The organism is Klebsiella sp. 10, assembly GCF_018223925.1.
GTDB classification, from domain to species: domain Bacteria; phylum Pseudomonadota; class Gammaproteobacteria; order Enterobacterales; family Enterobacteriaceae; genus Klebsiella; species Klebsiella pneumoniae.
Window position 1 is genome coordinate 94,066 of record NZ_JAGRRB010000014.1, and the last position, 22,749, is coordinate 116,814.

General features: G+C 61.0%; 17 protein-coding genes and 1 pseudogene. 12 read left to right on the forward strand and 6 right to left on the reverse strand.

Annotation, left to right across the window (positions count from 1 at the left end; all coding sequences use genetic code 11):
• Window positions 1-27: 27 nt before the first annotated feature.
• The 5 genes from KHQ26_RS16260 to KHQ26_RS16280 all read right to left on the reverse strand — a co-directional run bounded on the left by KHQ26_RS16260 (window position 28) and on the right by KHQ26_RS16280 (window position 3,332).
• Complete coding sequence (locus KHQ26_RS16260) at window positions 28-1,068, reverse strand: NADP(H)-dependent aldo-keto reductase (protein WP_002915975.1); 1,041 nt, start codon at window positions 1,066-1,068, stop codon at window positions 28-30.
• 220 nt (window positions 1,069-1,288) lie between these two features.
• Window positions 1,289-1,507, reverse strand: coding sequence for a YgdI/YgdR family lipoprotein (locus KHQ26_RS16265; RefSeq protein WP_002915974.1), 219 nt, complete (start codon window positions 1,505-1,507; stop codon window positions 1,289-1,291).
• Window positions 1,508-1,630: 123 nt separating this feature from the next.
• On the reverse strand, window positions 1,631-2,344 hold the full coding sequence (locus KHQ26_RS16270; protein ID WP_002915973.1) for a TerC family protein: 714 nt from the start codon (window positions 2,342-2,344) through the stop codon (window positions 1,631-1,633).
• Window positions 2,345-2,407: 63 nt separating this feature from the next.
• Window positions 2,408-3,103: a DNA mismatch repair endonuclease MutH gene (gene mutH, locus KHQ26_RS16275; RefSeq protein WP_004143967.1), complete on the reverse strand. Its 696-nt coding sequence runs from the start codon at window positions 3,101-3,103 to the stop codon at window positions 2,408-2,410.
• Window positions 3,104-3,188: 85 nt separating this feature from the next.
• Complete coding sequence (locus KHQ26_RS16280) at window positions 3,189-3,332, reverse strand: hypothetical protein (protein WP_004218186.1); 144 nt, start codon at window positions 3,330-3,332, stop codon at window positions 3,189-3,191.
• A gap of 453 nt (window positions 3,333-3,785) precedes the next feature.
• On the opposite strand from KHQ26_RS16280, the gene rppH reads away from it, so the two are divergent.
• The 12 genes and pseudogenes from rppH to recD all read left to right on the forward strand — a co-directional run bounded on the left by rppH (window position 3,786) and on the right by recD (window position 22,271).
• Window positions 3,786-4,316, forward strand: coding sequence for an RNA pyrophosphohydrolase (gene rppH, locus KHQ26_RS16285; RefSeq protein WP_002915936.1), 531 nt, complete (start codon window positions 3,786-3,788; stop codon window positions 4,314-4,316).
• 12 nt (window positions 4,317-4,328) lie between these two features.
• Complete coding sequence (gene ptsP / locus KHQ26_RS16290; RefSeq protein ID WP_032410524.1) at window positions 4,329-6,575, forward strand: phosphoenolpyruvate--protein phosphotransferase; 2,247 nt, start codon at window positions 4,329-4,331, stop codon at window positions 6,573-6,575.
• Between the two features lie 245 nt (window positions 6,576-6,820).
• On the forward strand, window positions 6,821-7,696 hold the full coding sequence (gene lgt, locus KHQ26_RS16295; protein ID WP_020804182.1) for a prolipoprotein diacylglyceryl transferase: 876 nt from the start codon (window positions 6,821-6,823) through the stop codon (window positions 7,694-7,696).
• Between the two features lie 6 nt (window positions 7,697-7,702).
• Window positions 7,703-8,497 (forward strand): thymidylate synthase, encoded by a 795-nt coding sequence (thyA, locus tag KHQ26_RS16300; protein ID WP_002915933.1) that lies wholly within the window; start codon window positions 7,703-7,705, stop codon window positions 8,495-8,497.
• A 185-nt stretch (window positions 8,498-8,682) separates the two neighbouring features.
• Entirely contained in the window at window positions 8,683-9,234 is a 552-nt protein-coding gene (locus tag KHQ26_RS16305; protein ID WP_002915932.1) for a prepilin peptidase-dependent protein, read from the forward strand.
• A pseudogene (locus tag KHQ26_RS16310) lies at window positions 9,231-9,789 on the forward strand (prepilin peptidase-dependent protein). The gene KHQ26_RS16305 and the pseudogene KHQ26_RS16310 overlap by 4 nt, the downstream one beginning before the upstream one ends.
• Complete coding sequence (locus KHQ26_RS16315; RefSeq protein WP_004181182.1) at window positions 9,786-10,193, forward strand: DUF2509 family protein; 408 nt, start codon at window positions 9,786-9,788, stop codon at window positions 10,191-10,193. The pseudogene KHQ26_RS16310 and the gene KHQ26_RS16315 overlap by 4 nt, the downstream one beginning before the upstream one ends.
• Window positions 10,178-10,501, forward strand: a complete 324-nt coding sequence (locus KHQ26_RS16320; protein ID WP_002915888.1) for a prepilin-type N-terminal cleavage/methylation domain-containing protein — start codon at window positions 10,178-10,180, stop codon at window positions 10,499-10,501. The genes KHQ26_RS16315 and KHQ26_RS16320 overlap by 16 nt, the downstream gene beginning before the upstream one ends.
• Window positions 10,502-10,513: 12 nt before the next feature.
• Complete coding sequence (gene recC / locus KHQ26_RS16325) at window positions 10,514-13,891, forward strand: exodeoxyribonuclease V subunit gamma (protein ID WP_004151966.1); 3,378 nt, start codon at window positions 10,514-10,516, stop codon at window positions 13,889-13,891.
• Between the two features lie 120 nt (window positions 13,892-14,011).
• Entirely contained in the window at window positions 14,012-16,897 is a 2,886-nt protein-coding gene (ptrA, locus tag KHQ26_RS16330; RefSeq protein ID WP_004181181.1) for a pitrilysin, read from the forward strand.
• Window positions 16,894-20,430, forward strand: coding sequence for an exodeoxyribonuclease V subunit beta (gene recB, locus KHQ26_RS16335; RefSeq protein WP_015875135.1), 3,537 nt, complete (start codon window positions 16,894-16,896; stop codon window positions 20,428-20,430). The genes ptrA and recB overlap by 4 nt, the downstream gene beginning before the upstream one ends.
• Window positions 20,427-22,271, forward strand: a complete 1,845-nt coding sequence (gene recD, locus KHQ26_RS16340) for an exodeoxyribonuclease V subunit alpha (protein WP_211777926.1) — start codon at window positions 20,427-20,429, stop codon at window positions 22,269-22,271. Before recB ends, recD begins: the two co-directional genes overlap by 4 nt.
• Window positions 22,272-22,328: 57 nt before the next feature.
• On the opposite strand, the gene KHQ26_RS16345 is transcribed toward recD, so the two are convergent.
• Window positions 22,329-22,649, reverse strand: coding sequence for a hypothetical protein (locus tag KHQ26_RS16345; protein WP_020804188.1), 321 nt, complete (start codon window positions 22,647-22,649; stop codon window positions 22,329-22,331).
• Between the last annotated feature and the right edge of the window lie 100 nt (window positions 22,650-22,749).

Consider the following 22,749-nt stretch of genomic DNA (forward strand, 5'->3'; position numbering starts at 1 on the left):
ATACGCCTTACCCGGGGCTTTGCTTTCTTACGGCGCCGGGTAGGTATAAACCTGATGCACCGCCTCAATCTCCGCTAATACCTCTTCGCTCAGCTCAAGCTGCAAACTTTCCACGTTGGCCTGCAACTGCGTCATGGTCGTCGCCCCCAGCAGGGTGCTGGCGACAAACGGCTGCCGACGCACAAAGGCCAGCGCCATTTGCGCCGGATCGAGGCCGTGGCGTTTGGCGATATCCACATAGGCCGCTACCGCTTTCTGCGACTGCTCGCTGCTGTAGCGCGTAAAGCGGCTGAACAGCGTATTGCGCGCCCCCGCCGGCTTCGCACCGTTGAGATACTTGCCGGTCAGTGTGCCGAAAGCCAGGCAGGAGTAGGCCAGCAGCTCCACGCCTTCGAACTGACTCACTTCCGCGAGGCCGACTTCAAAGCTGCGGTTCAGCAGGCTGTAAGGATTCTGAATCGTCACGATCCGCGGGAGGTCGTGCTTATCCGCCAGGTGCAGATAACGCATCACGCCGAAGGCGGTTTCGTTCGACACGCCGATGTAGCGGATCTTCCCGGCGCGCTGGAACTCGGTCAGCGCTTCGAGGGTATCCAGCAGCGTCACGGCGGGCGCGGCGTCGGCCCAGGTATAGCCCAGCTTGCCAAAGCAGTTGGTTGGCCGCTGCGGCCAGTGAACCTGATATAAATCGAGATAATCGGTCTGCAGCCGCTTCAGGCTGGCGTGCAGCGCCTCGCGGATATTTTTGCGGTCCAGGACGTGATTGGGCCGAATGCTGCTGTCGTTATTGCGCGCGGGCCCGCTGACTTTCGAGGCGAGCACCAGCTTTTCGCGATTGCCGCGTTTCGCCAGCCAGTTGCCGACGTAGGTTTCAGTCAGCCCCTGGGTTTCCGGGCGCGGCGGGACCGGGTACATTTCAGCGACATCGATCAGGTTGATGCCGTTGGCAACCGCGTAATCGAGCTGCTGGTGGGCATCGGCCTCGCTATTCTGTTCGCCAAAAGTCATGGTTCCCAGCCCGAGGGTGCTGATTTCAAGAGAACTGTGTGGGATACGGTGATACTGCATAGCCAGCTTCCTTTTTATTTATAAGGTCAGGCATTCCCCGACAAAGGAGTATCAACATGGCAGAGGGTGAGAAAAAGAGGAAGTAAAAAATCAAAAAAGCCGGGTGACGAGGAGGGGCGGTGGGTGAAACCCGCGGCGTCCTGGTATATCCCGACTCTTCTCAAAAGACTGGTGGTCGGTAAGCGCAGCGTCAACAGAAGCTGGGGCCGACAGGGAAAGATTAACGCTTAATGATTTGCGAAACGTCGTCACGATTGATCTGCATTTTATTACCCTGCTGATCTTCGTAACTGATTAAACCGGTATCGTCATCCACGGTAGGTTTACCGTCGGTCAGGATCATTCGCCCATCTTTGGTCGCCATGACGTAATCGCTGCTGCAACCGGAAACCGAGAACGCCAGTCCTACGGCGGAAATCAATACTGCCCATTTCTTCATCGTCAACACCTCTTCAGTAGCTGCACCCCATACCCGTCTATTAATAGCCTGATTTGTGAGACATAAAAAGCAGTAAAGTCTGAAAAAGGGTTGCAGCCTGTGACCAGGCTGCAATTTTGTGGTTTACAGCGGGTTTTTCTTATTACGCAGCAGGTTAAGGCTCTCCACCGCGATAGAGAAGAACATGGCGAAATAGATGTATCCCTTCGGCACATGGACGTCGAAGCTTTCCAGCATCAGGGTAAAGCCGACGAGGATCAGAAACGACAGCGCCAGCATTTTCACCGAAGGATGACGGTCAACAAAATCGCCGATGGGTCGCGCGGCGAACATCATCACCCCCACCGCGATCACCACCGCCGCCATCATGATGAACAGATGATCCGACAGGCCGACGGCGGTGATCACTGAATCGAGGCTAAAGATGATATCCAGCAGCATGATCTGCACGATGGCGCCGAGGAAGGAGTGGACGTTGGTCTTCAGCCCCTCCTCTTCACCTTCGATAGATTCATGGATCTCTTTACTGGCTTTCCAGATAAGGAACAGCCCGCCGAGCAGCAAGATCAGATCGCGAAACGAGATCTCCTGACCGAAAACGGTAAAGAGCGGGTTGGTAAGCTTAACGACCCAGGCGATTGAGGCCAGCAGCGCCAGACGCATGACCATCGCGCCCATCAAACCGATCCGGCGCGCATGGGCGCGCTGGGCGGTGGGGAGCTTAGCCACGACCAGAGAGAGGAAAATAATATTGTCGATCCCGAGCACGATCTCCAGCAACGTCAATGTGCCCAGCGCCAGCCAGGCGTTAGGATCGGTTATCCATGCAAATAACATTGTTCAAAGTCCTGCAAAATAGAAAGCAGCAATTATATGCAACCCCCAACGCAGAACAAAAAATTAATCGTGTTGTAACAAGAAATGGCGGGCAAGCAGAGCGGCGGTAAAATTCTTTTTCAGATAGAAACCGCGCGGCAGCGTGAGGATTGTCTCCCCGCGGGCGCCGATGGCTTCGGTCAGCGCCTTGCTGTTGGCGGCTTTCGGTCTTAACTGCAGTACCTCGCCGTGGCGGGCGGTAATGCGCTCGACCTCACCGAGAACAATGAGATCCATCAGCTCTTCCCAGTCCATGCGCAGCTGGCGCTCCTCGTCTTCGTCCGGGCTCCACAGCAGCGGTGCGCCGACGCGCCGCGCCGCCAGCGGGATGGTGCGTTCACCCTCCACCGGGATCCACAGGACGCGCTGCAGCTTATGCCGTACATGGCTGCTCTCCCAGGTGACGCCGCTATTGCCGGTTAACGGGGCGACGCAGACGAAAGTGGTCTCCAGCGGGCGTCCCCGGCTGTCGATGGGGATCGTTTTGAGCTCGACCCCCAGCGCGGCGAAATCCTGCTCGGGTTTACTGCCTGCGCTGGCGCCCAGCCACAGCTCCAGCAGAATGCCCGTCCAGCCTTTATCGCGCTTCAGATCGCGCGGAATGGGGATCCCCGCCAGCGCCGCCAGCTCGCCCAGCGAATAGCCGGCCAGCTGGCGGGCCTGGGCCAGCAGCTGTTCCTGACTTTGCGGCGGTGAGGCGAGCGGAGCGATAGCGGGCATAGGGCAATACCTTTGGTTAAAAAGTGAGCGCTAATTTTGCGCGTTGTGGATAGAGTTTACCGTTTTCTGAGTAACTATACCAATCTCATGATTTATATGGCTTTTTAAACTCATCATGCGGCTTATGAAAACGGTGTAAACGGGTTTTCCAGAACTGGTCACTGACAATAAACAGGATCTTACACCATGTTATCCACAGAAAAGTGGGATAACTGGGGAAAAGACTCACTACTGGTTCGATTTACAGCCTTGACGTGCGACGAAAATCGAATTTTTAGAGAAAATCTGCCGGTGGCCTGCGCGTAATCTGTGGATAAAATCGACATTGCTCGATCTTTCATCAGTCGGCGGATCGCATGTGTGATGATCGTCACGTTATGCTGTAATGGGTGAAAGGAATATATTCTAACTTTATGAATATGATACTATTATTTTCAGATGCTAGCGATGCGATGTTCGGATTACTCTGGGTTTTTCCGGGTTAATTCCGTACTTCTTCACAACTCTATCCACAGAAAAAGTGAATAAAATCGGCTGTCACGCGCTTTCATTGTTTATAACTCTGGCAATTACTGTGAGTTATTCAAATGTTATCCGTTCTCAGTGTGCGAACAGAGTGGTTTACCGTTTCCGGCGAGTGTGAAACAATCATTCACATTGAAGCTTATCTTGAGGTAGTCCGGTGATTGATGACGATGGCTACCGCCCAAATGTCGGTATTGTAATCTGTAATCGTCAGGGCCAGGTGATGTGGGCCCGGCGCTATGGTCAGCACTCGTGGCAGTTCCCGCAAGGGGGCATTAATCCAGGAGAATCCGCAGAGCAGGCGATGTATCGGGAATTGTTTGAAGAGGTCGGGTTAAGCCGTAAAGATGTGCGGATCCTGGCCTCAACCCGTAACTGGCTGCGTTACAAGTTGCCTAAACGTTTGGTGCGTTGGGACACAAAGCCGGTTTGTATCGGCCAGAAACAAAAGTGGTTTCTTTTGCAGTTGATCGGCAATGATGCGGACATCAATATGCAAACCAGCAGTACACCTGAATTTGATGGTTGGCGCTGGGTGAGTTACTGGTACCCGGTTCGCCAGGTGGTGTCGTTTAAGCGCGACGTCTACCGCCGGGTGATGAAAGAGTTCGCCAGCGTGACCATGTCGCTGGCGGAGAGCGCACCTAAGCCGCAAAACGCGCCTGCTTATCGACGTAAAAGAGGTTAAGCCACGCACATTATGCTCACTCGGTTGCGAGAAATAGTCGAGAAGGTCGCGAGCGCGCCGCGTTTAAACGAGGCGCTGGATATTCTGGTGACGGATGTCTGCCAGGCGATGGAGACGGAAGTCTGCTCGGTTTACCTGGCTGACAATGACCGACGCTGCTATTACCTGATGGCCACCCGCGGGTTAAAAAAACCTCGCGGGCGCACCGTTGCGCTGGCGTTCGATGAAGGCCTGGTGGGGCTGGTTGGCCGCCTGGCGGAACCCATCAACCTCGCCGATGCGCAAAAACACCCCAGCTTCAAATATATCCCCGCCGTCAAAGAGGACCGCTTCCGCGCCTTCCTTGGCGTGCCGATCATTCAGCGCCGCCAGCTGCTGGGCGTGCTGGTGGTCCAGCAGCGCGAGCTGCGTCAGTTTGATGAAAGCGAAGAGTCTTTCCTCGTCACCCTCGCCACCCAGATGGCGGCGATCCTCTCCCAGTCCCAGCTGAACGCCCTGTTCGGCCAGTATCGTCAAACGCGCATTCGCGCTCTGCCGGCCTCTTCCGGGGTGGCGATCGCCGAGGGCTGGATGGACGTCAGCCTGCCGCTGATGGAGCAGGTGTATGAAGCCTCGACGCTGGACACCGCCTCGGAACGCGAACGCCTGACCGGTGCGCTGGAAGAGGCGGCCAACGAGTTTCGTCGCTACAGCAAACGCTACGCTGCCGGGGCGCAAAAAGAGACGGCGGCGATCTTCGATCTCTACTCGCACCTGCTCTCTGACGCCCGCCTGCGTCGCGAGCTGTTTGCCGAAGTTGACAAAGGCGCCGTCGCCGAGTGGGCCGTCAAAAGGATCATTGAGAAGTTCGCCGAACAGTTTGCCGCGCTGAGCGACGGCTATTTGAAAGAGCGGGCCGGCGATCTGCGTACCCTGGGCCAGCGTCTGCTGTTCCATCTCGACGACAGTATTCAGGGGCCCAACACCTGGCCGGCGCGCATTATCCTCGTGGCGGACGAGCTGTCGGCCACCACCCTCGCCGAAGTGCCGCAGGATCGCCTGGCCGGCGTGGTGGTGCGCGATGGCGCCGCCAACTCCCATGCCGCTATTATGGTGCGGGCCCTCGGCATCCCAACGGTGATGGGCGCCGATATTCAGCCCTCGCTGCTGCATGGCCATACGCTGATTGTCGATGGCTATCGCGGTGAACTGCTGGTGGATCCTGAACCTGTCCTGTTGCAGGAGTATCAGCGCCTTATCAGCGAAGAGAACGAACTCAGCCGCCTGGCGGAGGACGATCTCCAGCGCGCGTCGGAGCTGAAAAGCGGCGAGCGGGTGAAAGTCATGCTCAACGCCGGCTTAAGCCCGGAGCACGAAGAGAAGCTCGGCAGCTTTGTTGACGGCATTGGCCTCTACCGCACCGAAATTCCCTTTATGCTGCAGAGCGGCTTCCCCTCAGAAGAGGAGCAGGTCGCCCAGTATCAGGGCATGCTGCAGATGTTTAACAGCAAACCGGTGACCCTGCGTACCCTGGACATCGGCGCGGATAAACAGCTGCCGTATATGCCGATCAGCGAAGAGAACCCGTGCCTCGGCTGGCGCGGGATCCGCATCACCCTCGATCAGCCGGAGATCTTTTTGATCCAGGTGCGGGCGATGCTGCGCGCCAACGCCGCCACCGGCAACCTCAGCATTTTGCTGCCGATGGTGACCAGTCTGGAGGAAGTGGATGAGGCCCGTCGGCTGATCGATCGCGCCAGCCGGGAAGTGGAAGAGATGATCGGCTACGCCATCCCACGTCCGCGCCTGGGGGTGATGCTGGAGGTCCCGTCGATGGTCTTTATGCTGCCGCAGCTGGCCAGCCGGATCGATTTTATCTCGGTAGGGACGAACGACCTGACCCAGTACCTGCTGGCCGTCGACCGCAACAATACCCGGGTCGCCAGCATGTATGACAGCCTGCATCCTGCGGTATTGCGGGCGCTGGCGATGATCGCCCATGACGCGGAGCGCTTTGGCATCGATCTGCGCCTGTGCGGCGAGATGGCGGGCGACCCGATGTGCGTGACGATCCTTATCGGCCTCGGTTACCGCCATCTGTCGATGAACGGCCGCTCGGTGGCGAGGGTGAAGTATCTGCTGCGCCGCATTGATATCGAAGAGGCGCAGGAGCTGTCGCGTCGCAGCCTCGATGCGCAGATGACCGCCGAGGTGCGCCATCAGGTGGCGGCCTTTATGGAGCGTCGCGGTCTCGGCGGCCTGATCCGCGGCGGGCGGTAGCGCCAGCCCGGGTGAGGCGTAAGCCGTAACCCGGGGATCCTCTGCTCGCCCCCTCCGGCAAAATAGGGTACCGCCGGGAAAACGGCATTCTGTTAGCATCCGTATACATATCTTTTACACGTTCGGCGCGGATCGCTCTTGTGGCTTATGCTATGATTCGCCTCCTTCGGCGTGCCCGTTTTGTTCGGGCATGGATCATCACCGCTGTCCACTTTCGGCGGAATAACAAGTCTTTATGGTGACAGATGAATAGTGGCTACCTGCATTTTCCGGAGTTCGATCCGGTCATTTTTTCTCTAGGCCCGGTCTCCCTCCACTGGTACGGTTTGATGTACCTGGTGGGCTTTGTCTTTGCGATGTGGCTGGCCACCCGTCGGGCGAATCGTCCGGGCAGCGGCTGGACGAAAAATGAAGTGGAAAACCTGCTCTACGCGGGCTTCCTCGGCGTCTTCCTGGGCGGCCGTATCGGCTACGTGCTGTTTTACAACCTGCCGGTATTTCTTGCCGATCCGCTGTATCTGTTCCGCGTCTGGGACGGCGGCATGTCGTTCCACGGCGGCCTGATCGGCGTGATCCTGGTGATGATTATCTTCGCCAGACGCACCAAACGCACCTTCTTCCAGGTCTCCGATTTTATCGCGCCGCTGATCCCGTTTGGTCTTGGCGCCGGGCGTCTGGGCAACTTTATCAACGGCGAGCTGTGGGGCCGCGTAGACCCGAGCTTCCACTACACGATGATTTTCCCGGGCTCCCGTGCCGAAGACCTGGCGCTGCTGCCGACGCATCCGGAATGGCAATCGCTGTTCGATGCCTACGGCGCGCTGCCGCGTCACGCGTCGCAGCTGTACGAGCTGGCGCTGGAAGGCGTGGTACTGTTCCTGATCCTCAACCTGTTTATCCGTAAACCGCGCCCGACCGGCTCCGTTTCCGGTCTGTTCCTGATTGGCTACGGCCTGTTCCGCATCATCGTGGAATTCTTCCGCCAGCCCGACGCCCAGTTCACCGGCGGCTGGGTGCAGTACATCAGCATGGGGCAGATTCTTTCGATCCCGATGGTGCTTGCGGGTATCATTATGATGGTTTGGGCTTACCGCCACCGTCCGCAGCCACAGAATTCTTGAGGAACCATGAAACAGTATCTTGATTTGATGCAGAAAGTGCTCACCGAGGGCACGCCAAAAAATGACCGCACCGGCACTGGCACGATCTCCATTTTCGGCCATCAGATGCGTTTTAACCTGCAGGAAGGCTTCCCGCTGGTGACCACCAAGCGCTGTCATTTACGCTCCATCATCCATGAACTGCTGTGGTTCCTGCAGGGCGACACCAACATCGCCTATCTGCACGAGAACAACGTCACCATCTGGGACGAGTGGGCGGATGAGAATGGCGACCTGGGGCCGGTCTACGGCAAACAGTGGCGTTCCTGGCCTGCGCCGGACGGTCGTCATATCGACCAGATCAGCACGGTGATGAACCAACTGAAAAACGACCCGGACTCCCGCCGGATCATCGTCTCGGCATGGAACGTCGGCGAGCTGGATAAAATGGCGCTGGCGCCGTGCCACGCCTTCTTCCAGTTCTACGTCGCCGACGGCAAGCTCTCCTGCCAGCTGTATCAGCGTTCCTGCGATGTGTTCCTCGGCCTGCCGTTCAATATCGCCAGCTATGCGCTGCTGGTGCATATGGTGGCGCAGCAGTGCGATCTGCAGGTCGGTGATTTCGTCTGGACCGGCGGAGACACCCATCTGTACAGCAACCATCTTGAGCAGACCAACCTGCAGCTAAGCCGCGAACCGCGTCCGCTGCCGAAGCTGGTCATCAAACGCAAGCCGGCGTCGATCTTCGACTACCGCTTTGAAGACTTCGAGATTGAAGGTTACGATCCGCACCCGGGCATTAAAGCGCCGGTGGCGATTTAATCCCCAGCAGAGATAACCAACCGGCGCCCGATGGCGCCGGTTTTTTTATGCCCTTCGCACCACCCGATGGGAGCGCTTTCCGTTACCACCGGGAGAAGGTTGTTTTCACCTGCCCCCCAGGCCACAGGTGGTTGCGGTGGGCGAAGTTGGGTAGACGTTCGCAAAAAAATGTCCTTCTGTCGAGTATGCAAAGCTTTTTTGCGTATCTGGCCGGGAAAGCTATTTTCCGTCGTCGCGCCAGGGCTAATCGCCGCGGCATACTCGACGCCATGAACAGAGAACATGGCTACACCCTGATGGAAACCCTGGTAACGCTGACACTGATGATGATCCTCAGCGTCGGCGGCCTGTACGGCTGGCAGCGCTGGCAGCAGCAGCAACGACTGTGGCAAACCGCCGTCCAGGTGCGGGATTTTCTGCTCTTTCTGCGCGATGACGCCAACGCCTACAACCGGGATCGCGTGCTTCGCGTCGGCCAGGACGAAGTGGGCTGGTGCCTGAGCGCGGAGGGGGAGGGGCCTGACTGCGCCTCGGGGACATCCTTCACGCTGCGCCCGCGCTGGCCGGGGATCACGCTGGCTGGCGTTACGCCTGGTCTGGGGTTTTATGGTCTGCGCAGCACCGCCTGGGCGGGTAATCTGCGGCTGCAGAGCGCGGCCGGCAGCTGGAGCATTGTGATCTCACACTGGGGGCGGATTCGTTTATGCCGCAGCGACAGCGCAGGAGGGTGTCAGTGAGCCGCCGCGGATTTTCCCTGGCGGAGGCGCTTATCGCCATGGCCATCGGCTCGCTGCTGCTGATGGGGGCCTGCCGCTTTCTGCCTGCCCTGCAGCGTCATATTCTGCGCCAGGGCGAACAGCTGGCCCTGGAGAACGAGCTGTGGCAGCGCGTGCATGCCGTGGGAAAACATCTGCAGCGCGCCGGGTACTGCCGGGGAGCGTGCGGCGGAGCCGGGCTGGAGCTAGCCGCTGGCGGCGAGTGTCTGATTGTGCGCTGGGATGCGAACAGCAACGGGAGATGGGAAAACTCCCCCGCGGCAGCGGCGGAGAGCACCGGCTTTCGCCTGCGCGACGGCGCGCTGGAGACCCTGCGCGGGGCCAGCGACTGCCGCGGCGGTGGATGGGAGAAAATCACCAACCCGGCCGCCATCGTGGTGACGCGCTTCTCGGTACAACGTCAGGTCACCCCCGGGCTTCGCGCCGGAGCTGAGCGTGACGCTGGCGGCGCGCTCCGCGCAACAGACGGGCCTGACGAGCGAGGTTGAGCAGCGGGTGACGGGGTATAACCTGTGATCCGCCAGCGTGGAATGTCGTCGCTGCTGATGGTGCTCCTGTTGCTGACCCTCGGCAGCCTGTTACTCGAGGGGCTTAACCTGCAGCAGCGGGCGCTGCTGGCGCAAACCGCCAGCGAAACGCAAGCGATCCGCGATACGGCGATAGCCCATTCCGCGCTGCAGTGGGGAAAACAGCAGGTCTGGTCGGCGCAGGTGGCGCTGGCCTGCCGGGAGCAGGCGCCGCAGGGCTGGCGCGCCTGTCTGCGTATCTTCGGCGACGGTTCACTGGTGCTCAGCAGCGCCAGCGGCGAGGTGCAGGTCTGGCAGTCCGGCGAGGTGCGCGGCGGGCAGGTGCGTTTCTCCGCCCACGGCTGGAGCGATTTTTGCCCGCTCAGGGAGGCGAGCTTATGTCAAATGCCCTGAAGCGTCAGCGGGGGTTTAGCCTGCCGGAGACCGTGCTGGCGATGGCGCTGATGGTGCTGACGGTCACCGCGCTGGGCGGCTATCAGCGCGGAATGGCGCAAGGAATTGTCCAGTTGAACCAGACCCGTCAACTGTGGCGCGACGCGTGGCGCTATAGCCAGCTCTCCGCGCCGCCGTCGCCGGCACGCGGGCAGGTAAGCCGTATGCAGACATCGAGGCAAAGATGTGTCAGCATCACGGTAACGATCAGTAGACCCGTTGCAAAGCGGGTGCAGATGACCCGGCTGCATTGCCCGGTCAGCCAGTAGTCAGGAGCAATTATGTTAAGGGTATACCACTCAAACCGGCTGGATGTTCTCGAGGCGTTGATGGAGTTTATCGTCGAGCGCCAGCGGCTGGATGACCCTTTTCAGGCCGAAATGGTGCTGGTGCAGAGTACCGGCATGGCGCAGTGGCTGCAGATGACCCTGGCCGCGCGCTTCGGGATTGCCGCCAATATCGAGTTCCCGCTGCCGGCGAGCTTTATCTGGGATATGTTCGTGCGCGTCCTGAAAGATATTCCGGGCGAAAGCGCCTTCAGCAAGCAGAGCATGAGCTGGAAGCTGATGACCCTCCTGCCGCAGCACCTGGAGGAAGACGATTTTATCCTGCTGCGCCAGTATCTGAGCGATGACGGCGACAAGCGCAAGCTGTTTCAGCTGGCCGCCCGGGTGGCGGACCTCTATGACCAGTACCTCGTCTATCGCCCGGAGTGGCTGATGCGCTGGGAGGCCGGCCAGCGGGTGGAAGGTCTCGGCGATGCCCAGCAGTGGCAGGCGCCGCTGTGGCAGGCGCTGGTGAGCTACACCGCCGAGCTGGGGCAGCCGCAGTGGCACCGCGCCAATCTCTACCAGCGCTTTATCAGTACCCTGGAAAAAGCGGACGAACCGCCCGCCGGGCTGCCGTCGCGCGTCTTCATCTGCGGGATTTCCGCGCTGCCGCCGGTCTATCTTCAGGCCCTGCAGGCGCTGGGTAAGCATGTCGATGTCTACGTATTGTTTACCAACCCCTGCCGCTACTACTGGGGAGACATTAAGGATCCGGCGTTCCTGGCGAAGCTGCTGTCGCGGCAGCGGCGCCATCACCGCGAGGCGCGCGCGCTCCCCCTGTTTCGCGACACCGAGCAGGCGCCGGGGTTGTTTAATGACGCCGGGGAACAGGATGTCGGCAACCCGTTGCTCGCCTCCTGGGGGAAACTGGGGCGCGACTATATCTACCTGTTGGCGGGGCTGGAGCGCTATGAGGAGCTGGACGCTTTTGTCGACATCGCCCCCGATAACCTGTTGCATAACCTGCAGTCGGATATCCTTGAACTACGCAACGCGGCGGTGGCCGGGCAGAGCGCAGAGGCATTCGCCCACAGTCGCGACAAACGTCCGCTGACGCTGGATGACCGCAGTCTGAGCATTCACGTCTGCCACAGTCCGCAGCGCGAAGTGGAGGTTCTGCACGATAGGCTACTGGCGATGCTGGAGGCGGATCCGACGCTCACGCCGCGGGATATCATCGTCATGGTGGCGGATATCGACAGCTACAGCCCCTATATACAGGCGGTGTTTGGCGCCGCCAGCGGCGATCGCTGGCTGCCGTGGGCGATCTCCGACCGTCGCGCCCGAGAGTCGCACCCGGTGCTGCAGGCGTTTATTACGCTGCTCTCACTGCCGGACAGCCGCTTCGCCAGTGAAGATGTGCTGGCGCTGCTGGACGTCCCGGTGCTGGCGGCGCGCTTTAATATCACGGAAGAAGGGCTGCGCTACCTGCGCCAGTGGGTGAACGAGTCCGGCGTCCGCTGGGGAATGGATGACGACAACGTCCGTGAGCTGGACCTGCCGGCGACCGGGCAGCATACCTGGCGGTTCGGCCTCACCCGCATGCTGTTGGGCTACGCGATGGACAGCCGCGAGGGAGAATGGCAGTCGGTGCTGCCGTATGACGAATCCAGCGGTTTGATCGCCGAGCTGGTGGGCAACCTCGCGTCGCTGCTGATGCAGCTTAATCTGTGGCGACGCGGCCTGGCCCAGCAGCGGCCGCTGGCGGAGTGGCTGCCGGTCTGTCGCGATCTGCTGAATGACTTTTTCCTGCCGGACAGTGAGACCGAAGCGGCGCTGGCGCTGATTGAGCAGCAGTGGCTGGCGGTTATTGATAGCGGTCTGGAGGCGCAGTATGGCGAGCAGGTGCCGCTGACGCTGCTGCGCGATGAGCTGGCCCAGCGCCTCGATCAGCAGCGGATCAGCCAGCGCTTTCTTGCCGGCCCGGTCAATATCTGTACCCTGATGCCGATGCGTTCGATCCCCTTTAAGGTGGTGTGCCTGCTGGGGATGAATGACGGGGTTTATCCGCGCACGCTACCGCCGCTGGGCTTTGATTTAATGAGCCAGAAGCCGCAGCGCGGCGACCGCAGCCGGCGCGATGATGACCGCTATCTGTTCCTCGAAGCGCTGATGTCCGCCGAGCAGACGCTGTATATCAGCTATATCGGCCGTTCGATCCAGGACAACAGCGAGCGTTTTCCTTCGGTGCTGGTGCAGGAGCTGGTGGATTATATCGGCCAGAGCCACTGTCTCGCCGGTGACGAAGAGCTTGACTGCGACGCCAGCGAAGCGCGGGTTAAAGCCCATATCACCCATCTGCATACGCGCATGCCGTTCGACGTTGCCAATTTCCAGGAAGACGAGAACAAGAGCTACGCTCGTGAATGGCTGGCGGCCGCCGGCCAGCAGGGAGAGGCGCATAGCGATTTTATACAGCCGCTCACCGCGCCGCCGATTGACAGCCTGCCGTTCGATCAGCTTCTGCGCTTCTGGCAGCACCCGGTACGCGCGTTCTTTCAGCAGCGTTTGCGGGTCAATTTCCGCGCCGAAGAGGACGATATTCCAGACGACGAGCCGTTCACTCTTGAAGGGCTGAGCCGTTATCAACTGAATCAGCAACTGCTCAATACGCTTATTGAGGAGCAGGACGTCTCGGCTATGTTCCGCCGCTTTCGCGCCGCCGGCGAGCTGCCGTATGGCGCCTTTGGCGAGCTGGTCTGGGAGACGCAGCGCCTGGAGATGCAGGCGCTGGCCGAGCGGGTGATGGCCGAGCGCCAGCAGGCGCAGAGCATGGAGATCGATCTGCAGTGCGGCGGCGTGAACCTGACCGGCTGGCTGCAGCAGGTGCAGCCGGACGGTCTGCTGCGCTGGCGGCCTTCGCTGCTGAGCGTCTCCCAGGGGATGCAACTTTGGCTGGAACACCTTGTCTACTGCTCCAGCGGCGGCACCGGCGAGAGCCGGCTGTTTGTGCGGAAAGAGGGAGAGTGGCGCTTTCCGGCGCTGGCGCCCGCCGAGGCGCAGGCGTACCTTAACGAGCTGGTGGATGGCTATTTGCTGGGGATGTCGCAGCCGCTGCTGCTGCTGCCGGAAAGCGGTGGCGCCTGGCTGAAAGCCTGTTACGACGCCGAAAAGGATGTCATCTTAATGGACGAAGAGACGCAGCAGAAAGCGCGGAGCAAATTCCTGCAGACCTACGAAGGGAACATGGTGGTCAGCGGGGAGGGCGCCGATATCTGGTATCAACGCCTGTGGCGTTCGCTGGAGCCGGCGCATTACGAAGAAATCATTGCCCAGACGCAGCGTTATCTGTTACCGCTATATCGTTACCATCGGTCCACACAAATTTAAATAGTATAAAAATTGCGCAGTGAATGACGGTTCATTTAATATGCGCAACGTATCACGGACTGATGGACATAAAAGGCTGCACGCTGTGCAGCGCAAGTTTGTTAATGATGAGGTTCGTGAATGCCCCGCAGTTTATGGTTCAAGGTTTTTGTTGTGCTGGCCGCCCTCTGGGCGCCGTTTAGTCAGGCCGACACCGGATGGCAGCCGATTCAGGAGACGATCCGCAAAAGCGAAAAAGATACGCGTCAGTATCAGGCGATCCGCCTTGATAACGACATGGTCGTGCTGCTGGTTTCCGATCCGCAGGCGGTGAAATCGCTGTCGGCGCTGGTGGTGCCGGTGGGATCCCTGCAGGATCCGGCAGATCATCAGGGGCTGGCGCATTTTCTGGAACATATGACGCTGATGGGGTCGCAAAAATATCCCCAGCCTGACAGCCTTGCAGAGTTTCTTAAGCTGCACGGCGGCAGCCATAACGCCAGTACCGCGCCCTACCGCACCGCGTTTTATCTTGAAGTGGAAAATGATGCGCTGGACGGGGCCGTAGATCGCCTGGCCGACGCCATCGCCGCGCCGCTGCTGGATAAAAAATATGCCGACCGCGAACGTAACGCGGTCAACGCCGAGCTGACGATGGCCCGGACGCGAGACGGGATGCGCATGGCCCAGGTCAGCGCGGAGACCATCAACCCGGCTCACCCGGCGGCCCACTTCTCCGGTGGCAACCTCGAGACGCTCAGCGATAAGCCCGGCAGCCCGGTGCTTGATGCGCTGCACACCTTCCGCGATAGCTGGTACTCCGCCAATCTGATGAAAGCGGTGATCTACAGCAACAAGCCGTTGCCGGCGCTGGCGCGCATGGCTGCGGACACCTTTGGCCGCGTGCCGAATCGTCAGATCAGCAGGCCGGAAATTACCGTCCCGGTGGTCACGGATGCGCAAAAAGGCATCATTATTCACTATGTGCCGGCGATGCCGCGTAAAGTGCTGCGCGTCGAGTTTCGCATCGACAACAACAGCGATCGCTTCCGCAGCAAAACCGATGAGCTGGTCACCTATCTTATCGGCAACCGCAGCCCGGGCACGCTCTCTGACTGGTTGCAAAAACAGGGCCTGGCGGAAGGTATCCGCGCCGATTCCGATCCGGTGGTAAACGGCAACAGCGGCGTACTGGCGATCTCAGCCACCCTCACCGACAAAGGCCTGGCGCACCGCGATGAAGTGACGGCGGCCATTTTCAGCTACCTCGACCTCCTGCGTACTCAGGGCATCGACAAACGCTATTTCGACGAACTGGCGCATGTGCTGGCGCTGGATTTCCGCTATCCGTCGATCAACCGCGACATGGACTACGTGGAATGGCTGGCGGACACCATGATCCGGGTGCCGGTCGAGCATGCGCTGGACGTAGTCAACATTGCCGACCAGTACGACCCGCAGGCGATCAAAGACCGGCTGGCGATGATGACCCCGCAGAACGCCCGCATCTGGTATATCAGCCCCCAGGAGCCGCATAACAAGACGGCTTACTTTGTCGATGCGCCGTATCAGGTGGATAAGATTAGCGAGCAGACGTTCGCTGACTGGCAGCACAAATCGCAGGCCATCCAGCTGCAGCTGCCGGCGCTCAACCCCTATATTCCGGATGACTTCACCCTTATCAAAAGCGATAAAGCCTGGCCGCATCCGCAGCTGATCCTTGATGAACCGACGCTGCGGGTGGTGTATGCCCCGAGCCAGTATTTTGCCAGCGAGCCGAAGGCGGACATCTCCCTGGTGCTGCGTAATCCCCAGGCGATGGACAGCGCTCGCCGGCAGGTGATGTTTGCCCTCAACGATTATCTCGCCGGCATCGCCCTCGACCAGCTCAGTAACCAGGCGGCGGTCGGCGGCATTTCGTTCTCTACCGGCGCTAATAACGGATTAATGGTCAATGCCAACGGCTATACCCAGCATCTTCCGGCGCTGTTCAGCGATCTGCTGCAGGGATACTTCAGCTATACGCCGACTGAGGAGCAGCTGGAGCAGGCCAAATCCTGGTATGCGCAGATGATGGATTCCGCCGAGAAAGGCAAAGCCTACGATCAGGCGATAATGCCGATCCAGATGGTCTCGCAGGTGCCGTACTTCCAGCGCGAAGTGCGCCGGGCGCTGCTGCCCTCCATTACCCTTAAAGAGGTGCTCGACTACCGCGCCAACCTGAAAACCAGGGGGCGTCCTGAACTGATGGTGATAGGCAATATGACCGCCGATGCCGCCACGACCCTGGCCCGCCAGATCCAGCAGCAGCTGGGCGCTGACGGCAACGAATGGTGCCGTAATAAAGACGTGGTGGTGAACCGGCAGCAGCTGGCGATCTTCAACAAAGCGGGCAATAGCACCGACTCCGCGCTGGCCGCGGTGTTTGCGCCGCCCAACGTGGATGAGTTCAGCAGCACCGCCGCCAGCACCCTGCTGGGGCAGATCATTCAGCCGTGGTTCTACAACCAGCTGCGTACTGAAGAGCAGCTCGGCTACGCGGTCTTTGCCTTCCCGATGAACGTGGGGCGCCAGTGGGGCATGGGCTTCCTGCTGCAGAGTAGCGATAAGCAGCCGGCCTTCCTCTGGCAGCGGTTCCAGGCCTTTTTCCCCACCGCGGAGGCGAAGCTGCGGGCGATGAAGCCGGAAGAGTTTGCTCAGCTCCAGCAGGCGGTGATAAGCCAGATGCTGCAGGCGCCGCAGACGCTGGGCGATGAAGCCTCGAAACTGAGCAAAGATTTCGATCGCGGTAATATGCGTTTTGATTCACGTGATAAAGTAGTGGCTCAGATTAAACTGCTGACGCCGCAAAAACTTGCCGACTTCTTCCATCAGACGGTGGTGGATCCGCAGGGCATGACGATCTTGTCCCAGATTTCCGGTAGCCAGAATGGCAAAGCGGACTATGCCCAGCCGAAAGGCGGCAAAGTGTGGGAAAACGTCAGCGCATTGCAGCAATCCTTACCCCTGATGCGAGAGAATGAATGACCGACACCGCTGAGTCTTTGGATCCCCTGCGCTTGCCCCTGATCGGCGAGCGCCTGATAGAAGCCTCTGCGGGCACCGGAAAAACCTTTACCATCGCCGCGCTGTATCTGCGGCTGCTGTTGGGGCTGGGCGGTGAGGCCGCCTATCCCCGCGCCATCAGCGTTGAAGAACTGCTGGTGGTGACCTTTACCGAGGCGGCGACCGAAGAGCTGCGCGGCCGTATCCGCAGCAACATCCACGAACTGCGCATCGCCTGCCTGCGCGGCGAATCCGACAATCCGCTCTACAGCGCGTTGTTGGCGGAGATCGCCGATAAAGACGACGCCGCGAAGACGCTGCTGCTGGCTGAACGGCAGATGGACGAGGCGGCGGTATTCACCATCCACGGCTTTTGCCAACGGATGCTGAGCCTTAACGCCTTCGAGTCGGGCATGCTGTTCGAGCAACAGCTGATCGAGGATGAATCCCGCCTGCGCTATCAGGCCTGCGCCGATTTCTGGCGCCGCCACTGCTATCCCCTGACCCGCGATATCGCGGCGGTGATCCACGACGTCTGGAAAGGGCCGCGCGATCTGCTGAAGTCCCTTGACCGCTGGCTGCAGGGCGAAGCGCCGCAGCTTAAGTCGCCGCCAGCCCCTAACGAGACGCTGGCCGAACGCCATCAGCAGATCATCGCCCGCATTGACTCGCTCAAGCAGCAGTGGCGCGAGCAGGTGGGCGAGATCGAAGGCGTGCTGGAAAATTCCGGCCTTGACCGGCGGAAGTTTAATCGCGGCAACCAGGGCAAGTGGATGGAGAAAGTGAACGCCTGGGCGCAGGAAGAGACGTTAAGCTACCAGCTGCCTGACGCGCTGGAGAAATTTGCCCAGTCGTTTCTGCTCGAGCGCACCAAAGCCGGTGGCGAACCGCCGGTGCATCCCCTGTTTAGCGCCGTAGAGTCGTTGCTGGCCTCCTCGCTGACGCTCACCGATCTGGTGCTGGCGAGAGCGATGGTCGAGATCCGCGATGCGGTCGCCCGCGAAAAGCGCCGCCGCGGCGAGCTGGGGTTTGACGATATGCTCAGCCGGCTTGACGAGGCGCTGCGCGGCGACAGCGGCGAGACGCTGGCCAGCGCCATTCGCCAGCGTTTTCCGGTGGCGATGATCGATGAATTTCAGGACACCGACCCTCAGCAGTACCGGATTTTTCGCCGCATCTGGCGCCGGCAGCCGGAGACGGCTCTGCTGCTGATCGGCGATCCGAAGCAGGCCATCTACGCCTTTCGCGGCGCCGATATCTTTACCTATATGAAAGCGCGCGGCGACGTTGCCGCGCACTACACCCTCGATACCAACTGGCGCTCCTCGCCGGGCATGGTGGGCAGCGTCAATCGGCTGTTCAGCCTCAGCGATAACCCCTTCATGTTCCACGAGATCCCGTTCCTGCCGGTGAAGGCGGCGGCGAAGAACAAGGGGCTGCGCTTTACCGTTGACGCGGCGGACGTACCGGCGATGAACGTCTGGCTGATGCCCGGCGACACTGTCGGGTCTGGCGATTATCAGACCTTTATGGCGCAGCTCTGCGCCACGCAGATCCGCGACTGGCTGAGCGCCGGTCAGCAGGGGCGCGCGCTGCTGTGGCGCGGGGAAACCTCGCGCCCGGTACAGGCTTCGGATATTACCGTGCTGGTGCGCAACCGGCTGGAGGCGGCGCAGGTGCGTGAAGCGCTGCAGACGCTGGGCATTCCCTCAGTCTACCTCTCTAACCGCGACAGCGTTTTTGAGACGCTGGAGGCCCAGGAGCTGCTCTGGCTATTGCAGGCGGTGCTGGCCCCGGAGCGGGAAAATACCCTGCGCAGCGCGCTGGCGACGTCGATGTTTGGCCTGACCGCGCTGGATATTGAAAACCTGAACCAGGATGAGCAGGCGTGGGACGCGCTGGTGGAAGAGTTTAGCGAATACCGCCAGATTTGGCGGCAGCGCGGAGTGATGCCGATGCTGCGGGCGCTGATGACGGCCCGGCATATCGCCGAGAACCTGCTGGCGACCCGCGGCGGCGAGCGGCGCTTAACCGACATTCTGCACATCAGCGAACTGCTGCAGGAGGCGGCCAGCCAGCTGGAAAGCGAGCATGCCCTGGTGCGCTGGCTGGCGCAGCATATTGCCGAGCCGGACAGCAACGCCGCCAGCCAGCAGATGCGTCTCGAAAGCGATAAGCACCTGGTGCAAATTGTCACTATTCACAAGTCAAAAGGGCTGGAATACCCCCTGGTCTGGCTGCCGTTTATCGCCCGGTTTCGTAAACAGGACCAGGCGTTTTACCACGATCGCGAGACGTTCGCGGCGGTGCTGGATTTGGGCCAGGATGAGGCCAGCCTCGAGCTGGCGGAGGCGGAACGACTGGCGGAAGATCTGCGCCTGCTGTACGTGGCCCTGACCCGCGCGGTCTGGCACTGCAGCCTCGGCGTGGCGCCGCTCAGCAGCCGGAAATCCGGCAACAGCGATTTCCACCTCAGCGCGCTGGGGCGGCTGCTGCAGGCGGGCGAAGCCATGGACGCCGCCGGGCTGGCTGCGCGGCTGGCAGACTTCTGTCATGGCGATATTGCATTACAGATTCCGGGCGAACTGGATCTCACCCCGTGGCAGGCGCCCGCGGCGACCATCCCGCGATTGTCGGCGCGCGAGCTGCAGCGCCGCATCGCCGACGACTGGCGGGTGACCAGTTACTCCGGACTGCAGCAGCATGGTTTCAGCGGCGGGCAGGATTTGCTGCCGCGTCTGGATGTTGATGCCGCCGGCGTCGGCGAAGTCGTGGAAGAGCCGCAGCTGACTCCGCACCAGTTCCCGCGCGGCGCCGCGCCGGGGACCTTCCTGCACAGCCTGTTTGAGGAGCTGGACTTCACCCAGCCGGTGCCGGAAGGGTGGATGGCGGAGAAGCTGCAGCTGAGCGGGTTTGACGCGCAGTGGGCGCCGGTGCTGACCGACTGGCTGGGGGGCGTGCTGAAGACCCGCCTGCCGGGGCCGGATATCGCGCTCAATCAGCTTGCGGCGCGGGATAAACAGGTGGAGATGGCATTTTACCTGCCCATCGCCCAGCTGCTGACGGCGGAGCGCCTTGACGCGCTTATCCGCCAGTACGATCCCCTCTCTGCCGACACGCCGCCGCTGGATTTCCGCCAGGTGCGCGGCATGCTGAAGGGCTTTATCGATCTGGTCTTCCGTCACGAAGGCCGTTATTACCTGCTGGATTACAAATCCAACTGGCTGGGGGAAGATCGCGAGGCCTACACCCGGCCGGCGATGGAGCAGGCGATGCGTGCCCACCGCTACGATCTACAGTATCAGCTGTATAGCCTGGCGCTGCACCGCTATCTGCGCCACCGGCTGGCCGATTATGACTATGACCGCCATTTCGGCGGCGTGATTTATCTTTTCCTGCGCGGCATGGACGGGCAGGAGGGGGGGCAGGGGATCTTCACCACCCGGCCGGTGCGACCGCTGATTGACGGTCTGGATCAGCTTTTTGCCGGAGAAACTCAGGAGGAGGCCTCATGACTTTCGAACAACTACTGCTGGCGGCGGTGGAGCAGCGTCTGCTGCGGCCGCTGGACGTCCAGTTTGCCCTGATGGTGGCGCAAAACGACCCGCCGGCGGTCAAGCTGGCGGCGGCCTTGCTGAGCCGGGATGCCGGCGAGGGGCACGTCTGTCTGCCGCTCTCGCGGTTGAGCGGCGACGAGGCGCTGAGCGGTAAAGCCGGGGAGATCCGCGATCGGCTGCTGGCCGAAGCCGGCGCGCCGGAGGACTGGCCCCCACTGCTGCTCGCTTCGTCGGCGGTGAGCTGCGGCGATGCTCCGGCGCCGATGATTTTGTGCGGCGACCGGCTCTATCTCAACCGGATGTGGCGCAACGAGCTGACCGTCGCCCGCTTCTTCAATGAAGCCAACCGGGTGCTGGAGATGGATGAGGCCCGGCTGGCGTCAACCCTGAATGCCCTGTTCCCTGCCACCGGCGAAACCGACTGGCAAAAAGTGGCCGCGGCGGTGGCGCTGACCCGCCGCATCTCAGTGATCTCCGGCGGTCCCGGGACCGGGAAGACCACCACCGTGGCGAAGCTTCTGGCGGCGCTGATCCAGATCGAAGACAGCCCGCGCTGTCGTGTTCGCCTGGCGGCGCCAACCGGGAAAGCGGCGGCGCGTCTGACCGAATCGCTGGGCGCGGCGCTGAGAAAATTGCCGCTGACCGACGCGCAGAAAGCGTTGATTCCCACCGAGGCCAGCACGCTGCATCGTCTGCTGGGCGCCCAGCCAGGCAGCCAGCGGATGCGCTATCACGCCGGCAACCCGCTGCATCTGGACGTGCTGGTGGTGGATGAAGCCTCGATGATCGACCTGCCGATGATGTCGCGGCTTATCGACGCGCTGCCGGCCCACGGGCGGGTGATATTCCTCGGCGATCGCGACCAGCTGGCCTCCGTAGAAGCGGGGGCGGTGCTGGGGGATATCTGCGCCTGGGCGAGTTCGGGCTATACCGCCGCGCGGGCGCAGGAGCTGACCCGGCTGACCGGTTCGCCGGTGCCGGCGGGCGAGGGAGCTATCGCGGGCGCGCTGAGAGACAGTTTGTGCCTGCTGCAAAAGAGCTATCGCTTCGGCAGTCACTCCGGCATCGGGAGCCTGGCGCGGGCGGTGAACGCTGGCGCGCGCGCGGAGGTGAAGGCCACGCTGCGCCAGCCGTTTGACGATATCGCGCTTCATCCCCTCAGCACGACCGAAGAGTACGAAGCCATGCTCGGCGCGGCTCAGCAGGGCTATGAGCGCTACCTGCAGCTGCGCCGCGAGCGGGCCGAACCGCAGGCCATGCTGGCCGCTTTCAGTGAATTCCAGCTGCTGTGCGCGCTGCGCGAGGGGCCGTACGGCGTGAGCGGCGTCAATGAGCGGCTGGAGCAGCGGCTCAATCGCCAGCGGGCGATCGCCCTGCCGCGCCACTCTCGCTGGTATGATGGCCGACCGATCATGATATCGCGCAACGACAGCGCGCTGGGGCTGTTTAACGGCGATATCGGCATCGCCCTGGAGCGCAACGGCGAGCTGCGGGTGTGGTTCCTGATGCCCGACGGCGCCATCAAGTCGGTGCAGCCGAGCCGTCTGCCGGAGCATGATACCGCCTGGGCGATGACCGTGCATAAATCGCAGGGCTCGGAGTTCGAACACGCGGCGCTGATCCTGCCGGCGCGCAGCGTCCCGCTGGTGACCCGCGAACTGGTCTATACGGCGATCACCCGCGCGAAACGGCGGTTGTCGCTCTATGCCGACGAGCAGGTGCTCTCCCAGGCCATTGTGACGCGCACCGAACGGCGCAGCGGCCTGGCGGAGATTTTCGCCGGGCGCGAAACCCCCTGAGACGCCGGGTCCGGGCGATGGAAAATGCTGCAGCCGTCGCCCGGGCTGGCGGAAAAATCAGTAACTAAAGAACAGAGGGAAAAGCCAGAGCGCCGAGATCGAGTTCATCGCGAAAAAGCGGACTGCTGCGCCGCCGGTCAGCGGTGGGGTGGAACAGCGGGCACAAAAAATCACCAGCGAGGAGATGAGAAGATTCATGCCGGACGTCAGGGCCAGCAGAAATAATATCGCGATGGCGGCGCCGAGCGCGGCATAGCCATGCTGATGATGGCGCTGGTTATCCCAGAGGAGCAGTATCATCAGCAACCACGGATAGAGGGCGACCGCGGTGGTGATGAGATTAATATGTCTGACCAGCCAGTTCGGTTTGGGTTCCATTCTTTAAGCGATCCTTACAGGGCGGGTGGCGGCCGCGGCGCCAGTCGACGTCCTGTCGACAGCCAATAGCATATCGGTGAGCCAGCGAGAAAAAAATGGC